The following is an 11,101-nucleotide window of genomic DNA, read 5'->3' on the forward strand; positions in this document are numbered from 1 at the left end:
GTCGGCATCCCCGAGGACCCGGTCACCGGCAGCGCCCATACCGCCCTGGCCCCGCTGTGGTCCGGACGGCTGGGCCGCGAGACGCTGACCGGGCTGCAGTGCTCCGCGCGTACGGGCCGGGTCCGCACGACGCTGCGCGGCGACCGTACCGAGCTGACGGGCACGGCTGTCACCGTGCTGGACGCCCAGCTGCGCGCCGAGTTCTGACGCCCCCGGGGTGTCAGCGGGTGGGCAGCCAGTCCACCTTCCCGGCGAAGACCGCGTAGCCGGTGAAGGCCACGATGTCGATCACAGCGTGCGCCACGACCAGCGGCGCGACCCGCCCCCAACGCCGGTACAGCAGCACGAAGATGACGCCCATCGCCATGTTCCCGGCCATTCCGCCGATGCCCTGGTACAGGTGGTAGGAGCCCCGCAGTACCGCGCTCGCGGCGAGCGCCGCCCACGGCGACCAGTCCGCCTGGCCGAGCCTGCGCAGCAGGTAGCCGACCACGATCACCTCTTCCACCACCGCGTTCTGCGCCGCTGAGGCGATCAGCACCGGAATCCGCCACCACACGTGCGGCAGCGACTCCGGCACCACGGTGAGATTGAAGCCGGCCTGCAGGGCCACCAGGTAGAGGGCGAGCCCGCTGCCCCCGATGACCGCCGCGAGCACCAGCCCCCGGCCCAGGTCGAAGCCGGGACGGCGCCGGTCGAACCCGATGGAGCGCAGCCCGCCCGCCCCCTCGCGCGTGAGCAGGTGCGCCACCAGCACCACGGGCACCAGCGCCGTAGCGATCCCGAACAGCTGCCAGGCCAGGTCGAGCCACGGCCGGTCCGGCGCCCGCGAGGTGTTGAGCCGCGCGGCCTGGTCCGCCAGCGCACCCGGGGCGGTCACCGATCCGACGAAGCTGATCAGCGCCGAGACCGCGCTCGCACCGAGCGACAGCGCCAGTACGAGCACCGTCTCCTGCCGCAGCGTGCGCGGGGAGAGTTCCGCCGCGGGGAACGAGGACGAAGAGCCGTCACGCGCTTGCGACCGCACACATGCCTCCAGGTTCAGCCGAGTGTCCTCCTCCGCGCTGCACCCTCAGCTTGCCCGACGGCTCCGGGGTGTACGGAGCGGGGGTCGTCCGAGGGGCCGGGTGGCCCCCGCGGCAACCGGGTCTAGGTGTTCACGGACCAGGTGTGTACGGGTTCGCCGGTGCGCGCCAGTTCGCAGTAGCGCCGGGTGAGCGCCGCGAGCGCCTTCTCGCGTTCGAGGCCGGAGTCGATGGCCCGGTGGTAGGCAGCGGCCTGCCACGAAGCCCCGTTCGCCCGGTGCCGGCAGCGCTCCTCGATGACCCCCAGATAGCGGTCACGGTCGGCGCTCGCGAGGCCCCAGGCGTCCAGTCCCGCCGCCGCCAGCGGCAGCAGTTCCTCCTGCACGAGCCGCACGGCGGAGACCGTTGCCAGGCCGCCCGCCCGGCCGGAGCGCGGCCAGCTCAGCTCGGCGTCGATGCCGTACCGGCAGGCCGCCTCGAAATTGGCGGTCGCGGCCGCGAACGGCATCCGGGTCCAGACCGGGCGCGGCTCGTCGGCGAGGCTGCGCACCAGGCCGTAGTACAGGGCGGTGTTGGCCAGCACATCGGTGACGGTGGGCCCGGCGGGCAGCACCCGGTTCTCCACCCGAAGGTGCGGGACACCGTCGGAGACGGCATAGACCGGCCGGTTCCACCGGTAGACGGTGCCGTTGTGCAGCACCAGTTCGGGGAGTCCGGGGATGCCGCCCTCGGCCAGCACCCGCTGCGGGTCCTCCCCGTCGCAGATCGGCAGCAGCGCCGGGAAGTAGCGGAAGTTCTCCTCGAAGAGGTCATAGGCCGAGTTGATCCAGCGCTCGCCGAACCAGGTGCGCGGCCGCACACCCTGCGCGCTCAGTTCCGCCGGCCGGGTGTCGGTGGCCTGCAGGAACAGTGGCACCCGGGACTCGCGCCACAGCTCCCGGCCGAACAGGAACGGCGAGTTGGCTCCCATCGCGATCTGCACCGCGGACACCGCCTGCGAAGCGTTCCACACGTCCGCGAAGCGGTCGGGCGTGACCTGGAGGTGCAGCTGCGCCGAGGTGCAGGCGGCCTCCGGTGCGATGGAGCCGGAGGTACGTGTCAGCCGCTCGACACCCGAGATGTCGAGCACGACCTCCTCGCCCCGGGAGGCCATGATCTGATCGTTGAGCAGCCTGTAGCGGTCCACGGCGGTGAGGTTCTTCGACACCAGGTCGTCGTCCGTGAGCGTCGGGAGAATGCCGATCATCACGATTCCCGCGCCCGCCGCACGCGCCTGCCGGTCGGCATACCCCAGTCCGGTGCGCAGCTCCTCCGCCAACTGGTCGAGCACCCGCCCGGAAAGCGGGTGCGGAACGATATTGACCTCAAGATTGAACTGTCCGAGTTCCGTCTGGAAATCCTGACTCCCGATGCGCCTCAGTACCTCGACATTCATCATCCGGGGCAGTCCGTCGCCGTCCGCGAGATTCAGCTCGATCTCCAGGCCCATGAGATTGCGGGGCCGCTCGAACCGCCTCTCGTCCAGCAGGACCCTCAGCGCGTCGAGGCACCGCCGGAGCTTGTGCCGGTACCGATGCCGATCGGACAGGTCGAACCTGTCGGCCACGACCTTCTCACCCATCGGGGCGTCCCTCCTCGATACGGCCGAGTGGTGTCAGCCATGATGCCCGGCGAGATGACGGATAACGCCTCGCCACCGACCCCGGTACCCAGCTTCCGGTACGCTGGCACCTGACAGGTTCTCCGGCACATTCCATTGGCATACGGCACCTGTCCCACGCCACTCGCACACGCCCTCGTAAAAAAGACCGACGAGATCAGGCCGACCGCATCGCCGGGTTTCCCCAGGCTGCGGAACGAGGCGTCAGGAGTAAGCGGTGAAAGCCCTGAAAAACTGACGGGATACAGCCTTGCCCTGGGAACCGGATGACGCTAGGCGAAATTCCGGCAGAACACCTGTCGTATAAACTCCGGGCAAGGCAGCGACGCGGCATCACCGGATCGCCCGGCACCCGGCAGTCGACGCCTCAGCCGCCTTCTCGCAGCCCTCCCAACGCCGACAGTGCTGTCCGCGCCATCCCCAGTACACGTGTCCGAGTGAGAGGCGATCCACCATGCCGCTGCATGTCCCCCCGGCCCCGGCCCCCGCACTGCGCAGTGTTCTCGCGGCTCTCCGCTCTCCCACAGCCGTACACGAGGCCCGCACGCCGGTGGCCGTACGAAGATCTCAGCACTCCCTGCACCCGGAACTCCCGCTGCCGGTCCACGAAATGACCCATGTCGGCCGGCCGGCGGGCAGTGCGCCCACCCGGCTCACCGGATGGCGCTTCCTGCTCCGCGACACCGCCGCCCCGGCGGGCTCCGCTTCCGTCGGCGCGGCGGAGGCGGTGCTCACGGCCGACGGCTGGGCCTTCGCGTACTTCTGCGAGGGTCCTTACGTCACCTCGACCGAACGCGCTCTGCAGCAGGCCGGCTCGCTGCCCACGGCCTTCCAGCCCAGGCTGCTGTCCGTGCCCCAGCTGTACATGCTCACGCTGTGGCTGCACGGCGACCCCGGCGCCGACGCTGCCCAAGGCACCCCCGAGCCGTCGGACCTGCTGATACCGCTGGCGCCCGCGCCGCCCGGCATCGCGGCACACCAGCCGCACCGGGTGGACGCGCTGCTGCCGCTGCTGACCCGGCGAGTGGTGGCCTCACCGCGGTTGAGGACCCCGGTGTGAGGAGTTGCGGTACGGTACGGCCTACCGCGCGCCGGTTTCTGCGAGCACCAATGGTCCCGGCCCGCTCTCATGCGCGGCGAACCGCCCGAAAGAGCGGCCCAGTTGAGGGCAACCGCCCGCACGGGTGACGCGTCTGTCCTGGTTGAGGAGTGGTGACGCGAAATCCCTGCGGATTCGAGTCCACAGGGGAACACTGGGGACAGACCGAAGGAACGGGGGCGGCCATGGCCATAAGGACCAGCCGCAGCACGGACACCACGACACAACGGAAGACGACAGCGAAAATGTGCGAGCACCAGCCACCGTGCCCGACCGCCGACTCCGCCGACCGGGAGGCCGCCCATCCTGTGGCGCACTTCCCGGAGCAGGGCTGGAGCTTGCTGTGCAACGGCGTACTGCTCTTCGAGGACACCGGTGAACTGCTCCCGGACGGCAAGATCATTGATCCGCACCGCCCGCTCAGCACCCGGCACATCGCCACCGCGGCCTGACACCGCGACCTGACACCGCGGCCTCATGGCGCAGCGGTCGAGGACAGGGCCGGCACGGCGTTCGCCGCACCGGCCCTGACGTGTGCCGTGATCCGCGTCAGTCGTCGTACTCCTCCACCGGCGGACAGGAGCAGACCAGGTTACGGTCGCCGAAGGCCCCGTCGATCCGTCGCACCGGAGGCCAGTACTTGTCCGAGGCGCGTACCCCCGGCGGGAAAACGGCCTCCTCCTTGCCGTAGGGGTACTCCCACTCCCGGCTCAGCTGACCCGCGGTGTGCGGCGCGTTGCGCAGGGGGTTGTCCTCGGCGGGCCACTCCCCCGAGCCGACCTTGTCGATCTCGGCGCGAATCATGATCATCGCCTCGCAGAAGCGGTCCAGCTCCGCCAGGTCCTCGCTCTCGGTGGGCTCGATCATCAGCGTCCCGGCCACCGGGAAGGACATGGTCGGTGCGTGGAATCCGTAGTCGATCAGCCGCTTGGCCACGTCGTCGATGCTCACGCCGGTCCGCTTGGTCAGCGGCCGGACGTCGATGATGCACTCGTGCGCGACCAGGCCGCGTGGCCCGGTGTAGAGCACCGGGTAGTGCGGCTCCAGACGCTTGGCGATGTAATTGGCGCCCAGCACCGCCACCTGCGTGGCGCGGCGCAGCCCCTCACCTCCCATCAGCCGAACGTACGCCCAGGAGATCGGCAGGATGCCGGCCGAGCCCCACGGTGCCCCCGAAACCGGGCCGATCCCGGTCGCCGGTCCGGCGGCGGGCAGCAGCGGGTGGTTGGGCAGGTGCGGAGCCAGGTGCTCCCGTACACCGATCGGGCCGACTCCGGGGCCGCCGCCGCCGTGCGGGATGCAGAAGGTCTTGTGCAGGTTCAGGTGGGAGACGTCGGCGCCGAACTTGCCAGGCCGAGCCAGTCCCATCAGCGCGTTGAGGTTCGCGCCGTCCACGTAGACCTGGCCGCCCGCGTCGTGCACGGCCGCGCAGATGTCGGTGATGTGCTCCTCGAAGACACCGTGCGTGGAGGGGTAGGTGACCATCAGTACGGCCAGCTGCTCGCCGTGCTGCTCGATCTTGGCACGCAGGTCGTCGGCGTCCACGTCGCCGTCCTCGCCCGTCTTGACCACGACGACCCGCATTCCGGCCATCACCGCGCTGGCGGCGTTCGTACCGTGCGCGGAGGACGGGATGAGGCACACGGTGCGCTGCTCGTCACCGCGTGAGCGGTGGTAGGCGCGCACAGCCAGGAGTCCGGCCAGTTCACCCTGGGAACCCGCGTTCGGCTGGAGGGACACCCGGTCGTAGCCGGTGATCTCCGCGAGCTGTGCCTCCAGCTGCTGGATGAGCGTGAGGTAGCCCGCGGCCTGCTCGGCAGGGGCGAAGGGGTGCAGCGCCGCGAACTCCGGCCAGGTGACGGCCGCCATCTCGGTGGTGGCGTTGAGCTTCATGGTGCACGAGCCGAGCGGGATCATGCCCCGGTCCAGCGCGTAGTCCCGGTCCGCGAGCCTGCGCAGATAGCGCAGCATCGCGGTCTCGGAGCGGTAGTCGTGGAAGACCGGATGGGTCAGATACTCATCCGTGCGCAGCAGCTCCTCGGGCAGCGCGTCCGCCGTCGCGCCGTCCAGCTCTTCGATATCGGCGTCGACGCCGAAGGCGGACCAGGCGGCGGCCAGCTGGCCACGGCTCGTGGTCTCGTCGCAGGCCATGCCGACGTGGTCGGCGTCCACCTGCCGCAGGTTCACGCCGGCCTCGCGCGCCCGCGCGACGACCTCTGCGGCACGGCCCGGGACCCGTGCGGTGACGGTGTCGAAGTACCTGCCGTGCACGATCTCGACGCCGCCCTTGCGCAGCCCCTCGGCGAGGAGCGCGGCGTAGCGGTGCGTACGCCGGGCGATGGCGGCCAGCCCGTCCGGGCCGTGGTGTACCGCGTACATTCCGGCCACCACGGCGAGCAGCACCTGCGCGGTGCAGATGTTGCTGGTGGCCTTCTCGCGCCGGATGTGCTGCTCACGGGTCTGCAGGGCGAGCCGGTAGGCCTGGTCGCCGTCGGCGTCCTTGGTGACGCCGACGAGACGGCCGGGCAGGCTCCGCGCGTAGCTGTCGCGCACCGACATGTAGCCCGCGTGCGGCCCGCCGAAGCCCATGGGGACGCCGAAGCGCTGGCTGGAGCCGACGGCGATGTCCGCGCCGAGCTCGCCCGGCGAGGTGAGCAGAGCGAGGGCGAGCAGATCGGCGGCGACGGTTACGACCGCGCCCAGCTCGTGCGCCTGCTCGATGACGGCGCGCGGATCACGCACCTCGCCGGAGGCTCCGGGATACTGCACCAGCACTCCGAAGACACCCCGCTCGGCGACCGCCGCCGGGATGCCGTCGCCCAGGTCGGCGACGACGACCTCGACCCCGGTGGGTTCGGCGCGGGTGCGGATGACGGCGACGGTCTGCGGCAGACAGTCGGCGTCGACGAGGAAGACGCCCTGCTTGACCTTGCCGACGCGGCGGGAGAGCGCCATGGCCTCGGCCGCGGCGGTCGGCTCGTCCAGGAGCGAGGCGCCGGAGGTGGGCAGCCCCGTCAGATCGGCGATCATGGTCTGGAAGTTGAGCAGTGCCTCGAGCCGGCCCTGCGAGATCTCCGGCTGGTAGGGCGTGTACGCCGTGTACCAGGCAGGGTTCTCCATGACGTTGCGCAGGATCACGGGCGGGGTGAAGGTGCCGTGGTAACCGAGGCCGATCATGGAAGGCAGCACCTGGTTGTGCCCGGCGAAGGCACGCAGTTCCGCCAGCACGTCGGCCTCGCTGCGCGCGGGCGGAAGGTCCAGGGCCTCGTTGCTCTTGATCACCTCGGGTACGGCCGCGGCGGTCAGCTCCTGGAGTGAGCCGTATCCGACCTGGGCGAGCATCTTGGCCTGAGCGCCGGCATCGGGACCGATGTGCCGGTGCTCGAAGGGCGTGCCACGCTCCAGATCGGCGAGGGGGATGCGGTTGGCGGTCATCTGCGGGGGCCTCCTGGTCGCTGCGACCTACGAGGGGCACCACGGCGTGGGTGCCCGGACGGCCTCCCCCTCTGTCATCGCAACCTGAGAGTTTCACCGGACCGCCCGGCTGTGCGGTCGGCCCGGCTTTCACCGTCGGTGAGGGAGAGCCGAGGCACTGTTCGTGGCCCGCCCTGCTTTCCAGAGTGACCTCACCCGCGCGGTACGTGAGCCTGAGAGATTCCGGGGAGGATTTGCTCCTTCGGCGCCTCCGACGCTGCCGCCGGAGGACTCTCCCGCTCGGGGTCGTCAGCCGCTTTCGAGCCTACCAGCGCCGCATCCGGCAGGAGCCGCCGGTGCGCTCGAGTGGCCAATGGCTGAATTGTGCCCTTTGGTGGTAGCACGGCCCGTAGGACCAGCACCCGGTCCCACGGCCATCCGGGGCACCGGCCGGCGTACACGGAGCCCGGAACAGCGCCGAGGGGGCCCAGGGAGGGGCTCGTCAGACCCACCGGACGCCGGCCCGGCCACCGCATCCGCAGCGGACCGGTGACGCAGTCGCGACCAGTTGGAGGGACATTGCAGACCGACATCGACCCGCGGGGCCTGATCGGGCGCAGAGCGCTCGACAGAAGCGGCAGCAAGATCGGAAGGGTGGGCGAGGTGTATCTCGACGACGCCACAGGCGAGCCGGAGTGGGCTGCCGTCCGTACCGGCCTCTTCCGTCGCGACGCGTTCGTCCCCCTCGGGCCGAGCGAACTGGTCGGCCAGGTGCTCCACGTCCCCTTCGAGCGCGCACTGATCAGGAACACCCCGGATCTCGGCGTGGGCAGACACCTCTCCCCGCGGCAGGAGCTCCAGCTCTATCTCCACTACGGGCTGGACGTCCCGGCCGCCGGGGAATCCGGCCCGTCTCCCTCATCCTCCCCGTCCCCCTCACCCGCGCCTGCCCAGGACCTGGACTTCGGGCGGATAGCGCCCTCCGAGAGCTGACCGGGCGGACCCGAGGGTCCCTGTCGTGCCGGCTCCCCCGCCACCAGTCGCGGCGGCTCAGCACCTTCCAGGTCAGGATCCTCCACTGCGAAGGTGCGCACCCTGCCGGGCGGCGACCCCGGATACTCGAACCGCACGGTCACCCGTCCCAGGCCGCTGCCCTGCACCCAGCCAGGGCCGTACTCCGCGTGCCACACGTCCCGCCCCGGAACCCAGCGCCGGTCCGCGTGCGGCTCCAGCGGGACGGCCGGGTCGGGCAGCAGCGCCGCGTCCTCCTGGTGCGGCTGAGCAGCCTCGGCCGCCACCGCGGTGGCCTGCGCCTGGGCGAACAGGTCCTCCTGCGTGAAATCCGCGAGTCCGCTGACGCCCACACCCAGCAGCCGCACTCCGGCGGTGGTGTCCACGGCTTCGATCAGCCGGGCAGCGGCCTCGCGTACCACTCCCGGATCGTCGGTGGGGCCGCGCAGCGTCTCCGAACGGGTGAGGGTGGAGAAGTCATAGCTGCGCACCTTGATCACGACAGTCCGCCCTGATCTCCCCGCCCCCCGCAGTCGCTCCACGCACCGGTCGGCGAGCCGGGCGATCTGCGACTGGACCAGAGCGCGGTCGGTGAGGTCCACATCGAAGGTGTCCTCGACGGAGACGGACTTGGCGTCCCGCTCCGCGATCACGGGCCGGTCGTCCCTGCCGTTCGCCATCGCATACAGCGAACTGCCGTGCGCTCTGCCCAGCAACCGCAGCAATTCCGCCTCCCCGGCCTCGGCGGTCTCCCCGATGGTGATGATTCCCGACCGGCGCAGAACCTCCGCGGTAGCGGGTCCGACGCCCGGCAGGGTCCGTACGGACATCGGAGCCAGCAGCTCCCTTTCGGTGCCCGGCGTGATGAGCAGCAGCCCGTCCGGCTTGGCCTCCTCCGAGGCGATCTTGGCCAGCATCTTGGACCCGGCCAGACCGACGGAGCCACTGAGGCCGGTCGCGTCCCTGATCGTGTCGCGCAGCCGCTCCCCGACCGCCCGGACGGCCGAGGGCCGCGCATCCGGCGTCGCCGTTCCCCCGGCCTCCAGATCGACGAAGGCCTCATCGAGACTGAGCGGCTCCACCAACGGTGACAGCCGCCCGAGAAGCTCCATGACGGTCTCGCTGACCTCGCGGTAGAGGCTGAAGCGTGGAGTGAGGTAGGCGGCATGGGGACAGCGACGGCGCGCCTGCGCCATGGGCATGGCGGAATGGACGCCGAACGTCCGGGCCTCGTACGAGGCCGTGGCGACCACCCCGCGCGGGCCCAGGCCACCCACGATGACCGGTTTCCCGCGAAGACTGGGCTTGGATGCCTGCTCCACGGCGGCGTAGAAGGCATCCATGTCCAGATGCAGGATCGTCGGTGCGCTTCTCACACTTCCCGATGCTGCCGCACGCCACTGACACTCTCAGCCGGCGCGGTTGCGCCGCCGCGCGAGTTCGTCGCCGGGATGATCGCCGATGATGGTCTCGCCGGTCTCCACCTGCTCGCCGTGCAGCTGTGACAGGGCACCCTCGACGTCCTTCCAGACCACGCCGACGGCGATCCCGAACACGCCCTGGCCGCCCTGCAGCAGATCGACAACCTCGTCGGGCGAGGAGCACTCGTAGACCGTGGCACCATCGCTCATCAGCGTCATCTGCGCCAGATCGGTCACACCGCGGGAGCGCAGATGCCGCACGGCTGTACGGATGTTCTGCAGCGAGACCCCGGTGTCCAGCAGCCGCTTGACGATCTTGAGTACGACGACGTCACGGAAGCTGTAGAGCCGCTGACCCCCGGTGCCGAACGCGGGCTTGATGCTGGGTTCCACCAGCCCCGTACGCGCCCAGTAGTCCAGCTGCCGATAGGTGATGCCGGCCGCCGAGCAGGCTGTGGGCCCGCGGTATCCGACAGCGTCGGCCGAGTCCTCCCGGGAGCCCTGGGCGGAGACCCGCCGCACGGCGCCCTCGAACAGTGGAGGGCCATCCGCTGCCATACCGTCGCCGGTACTTCTCACGCCGACCTCCGTCCCTCACATCCCGGGGCATCCCCGGGACCTGCCTCACTGAAGGTAGGCAGTCACCTGGGGTGCGTCAACGATCGCCACACTCGGCACGCCGAGTGATAATCACCCAAGGAGTGGTTTCCCGTAACCCTCCGCGGGGAAAAGCTGGCCGGATGCGATCCCTGATCGCTCACTCGGAGACCGAGGCGCGGCGGGATGTGGCCTCACTGACTGCTGGTGCCGAAGTCCTCGGGGGAGATCTGGTCGAGGAATTCGCGGAACTTCTCCACCTCATCCTCCTGCTCGTCCGGGATCGCGATCCCGGCGTCGTCCAGCACGCCGTCGCTGCCGTAGATCGGGGTCCCGGTGCGCAGCGCCAGCGCTATGGCGTCGGACGGACGCGCGCTGACCTCGACACCGCTGGCGAAGACCAGCTCGGCGTAGAACACGCCCTCCCGCAGGTCCGTGATACGGACAGCCGTGAGCTCCTGCCCCACTGCTTCCAGGACGTCCTTGAACAGGTCATGGGTCAGCGGGCGCGCAGGCGTCATGCCCTGCTGCGCGAAGGCGATCGCGGTCGCCTCCCCGGGGCCGATCCAGATGGGGAGATACCGGTCGCCACCCACTTCGCGCAGCAGCACGATCGGCTGGTTGGAGGGCATCTCGACCCGGACACCCACAACGTCGAGCTCGTTCACACAGCAACCCTAGGCCGTGCCCCGCCTGTTTGGGTAGTCGGGACCCGCCCCGGGCTGTCGCCGGAGCCGAGGCGGCCAGGGCTGTTCCGGGTGGCGCTGTCAGGAAGAACGCGTCCGCGGGGCTGACCGGAGCAGGGCGTCAGGCAGCTGCAGGGGCAGGGCGGCAAGCTCGCGCGCGGGCCGCCTCCCTCGGCGCCGCCCTGGGG

9 protein-coding genes, 1 pseudogene and 1 riboswitch are annotated in these 11,101 nt (G+C 70.5%); of the genes and pseudogenes, 4 read left to right on the plus strand and 6 right to left on the minus strand.

Annotated features, from left to right (window positions below; all coding sequences use genetic code 11):
* Window positions 1–207, plus strand: a 207-nt coding sequence (locus ACRDP3_RS21340; RefSeq protein WP_431518590.1) for a PhzF family phenazine biosynthesis protein, incomplete at its 5' end; no start/stop codon positions are given.
* A 13-nt stretch (window positions 208–220) separates the two neighbouring features.
* Here the strand turns inward: ACRDP3_RS21340 and ACRDP3_RS21345 are convergent.
* On the minus strand, window positions 221–1,027 hold the full coding sequence (locus ACRDP3_RS21345) for a CPBP family intramembrane glutamic endopeptidase (protein ID WP_431518591.1): 807 nt from the start codon (window positions 1,025–1,027) through the stop codon (window positions 221–223).
* 122 nt (window positions 1,028–1,149) lie between these two features.
* Window positions 1,150–2,646 (minus strand): glutamate--cysteine ligase, encoded by a 1,497-nt coding sequence (locus ACRDP3_RS21350; RefSeq protein ID WP_431518592.1) that lies wholly within the window; start codon window positions 2,644–2,646, stop codon window positions 1,150–1,152.
* 493 nt (window positions 2,647–3,139) lie between these two features.
* On the opposite strand from ACRDP3_RS21350, the gene ACRDP3_RS21355 reads away from it, so the two are divergent.
* Both ACRDP3_RS21355 and ACRDP3_RS21360 read left to right on the plus strand, forming a co-directional pair.
* Window positions 3,140–3,745 carry a hypothetical protein gene (locus ACRDP3_RS21355; RefSeq protein ID WP_431518593.1) on the plus strand — a complete coding sequence of 202 codons (606 nt, stop codon included), beginning with the start codon at window positions 3,140–3,142 and terminating at the stop codon, window positions 3,743–3,745.
* Between the two features lie 284 nt (window positions 3,746–4,029).
* Entirely contained in the window at window positions 4,030–4,236 is a 207-nt protein-coding gene (locus ACRDP3_RS21360; protein ID WP_431518597.1) for a DUF5999 family protein, read from the plus strand.
* Between the two features lie 97 nt (window positions 4,237–4,333).
* Here the strand turns inward: ACRDP3_RS21360 and gcvP are convergent, their stop codons facing one another.
* The gene (gene gcvP, locus ACRDP3_RS21365) at window positions 4,334–7,219 is read right to left on the minus strand and encodes an aminomethyl-transferring glycine dehydrogenase (protein ID WP_431518594.1); all 2,886 of its coding nucleotides are present in this window, start codon (window positions 7,217–7,219) and stop codon (window positions 4,334–4,336) included.
* Between the two features lie 190 nt (window positions 7,220–7,409).
* A riboswitch (glycine riboswitch) is annotated at window positions 7,410–7,507 on the minus strand.
* Between the two features lie 270 nt (window positions 7,508–7,777).
* Between gcvP and ACRDP3_RS21370 the strand changes: the two genes are divergently transcribed.
* Entirely contained in the window at window positions 7,778–8,191 is a 414-nt protein-coding gene (locus tag ACRDP3_RS21370) for a PRC-barrel domain-containing protein (RefSeq protein ID WP_431518595.1), read from the plus strand.
* Between the two features lie 50 nt (window positions 8,192–8,241).
* Here ACRDP3_RS21370 and ACRDP3_RS21375 read toward each other — a convergent pair.
* The 3 genes and pseudogenes from ACRDP3_RS21375 to ACRDP3_RS21385 form a co-directional block, all read right to left on the minus strand.
* Window positions 8,242–9,585: pseudogene (locus ACRDP3_RS21375) on the minus strand (DNA polymerase IV); the annotation flags it as partial.
* A gap of 33 nt (window positions 9,586–9,618) precedes the next feature.
* Window positions 9,619–10,209 carry a MerR family transcriptional regulator gene (locus ACRDP3_RS21380; RefSeq protein ID WP_431518596.1) on the minus strand — a complete coding sequence of 197 codons (591 nt, stop codon included), beginning with the start codon at window positions 10,207–10,209 and terminating at the stop codon, window positions 9,619–9,621.
* 212 nt (window positions 10,210–10,421) lie between these two features.
* A complete protein-coding gene (locus ACRDP3_RS21385) occupies window positions 10,422–10,895 on the minus strand; it encodes a bifunctional nuclease family protein (protein ID WP_027764781.1) in 474 nt (157 codons plus the stop codon).
* Between the last annotated feature and the right edge of the window lie 206 nt (window positions 10,896–11,101).

Origin of the sequence: Streptomyces sp. (genome assembly GCF_050698815.1) — a bacterium.
Lineage (GTDB): Bacteria > Actinomycetota > Actinomycetes > Streptomycetales > Streptomycetaceae > Streptomyces.

Excerpts from the sequence above, each read along its gene's own strand:
- gcvP (WP_431518594.1), bottom strand. The coding sequence starts at position 7,219 with ATGACCGCCAACCGCATCCCCCTCGCCGATCTGGAGCGTGGCACGCCC.
- ACRDP3_RS21360 (WP_431518597.1), top strand. The coding sequence starts at position 4,030 with ATGTGCGAGCACCAGCCACCGTGCCCGACCGCCGACTCCGCCGACCGG.
- ACRDP3_RS21355 (WP_431518593.1), top strand. The coding sequence starts at position 3,140 with ATGCCGCTGCATGTCCCCCCGGCCCCGGCCCCCGCACTGCGCAGTGTT.
- ACRDP3_RS21350 (WP_431518592.1), bottom strand. The coding sequence starts at position 2,646 with ATGGGTGAGAAGGTCGTGGCCGACAGGTTCGACCTGTCCGATCGGCAT.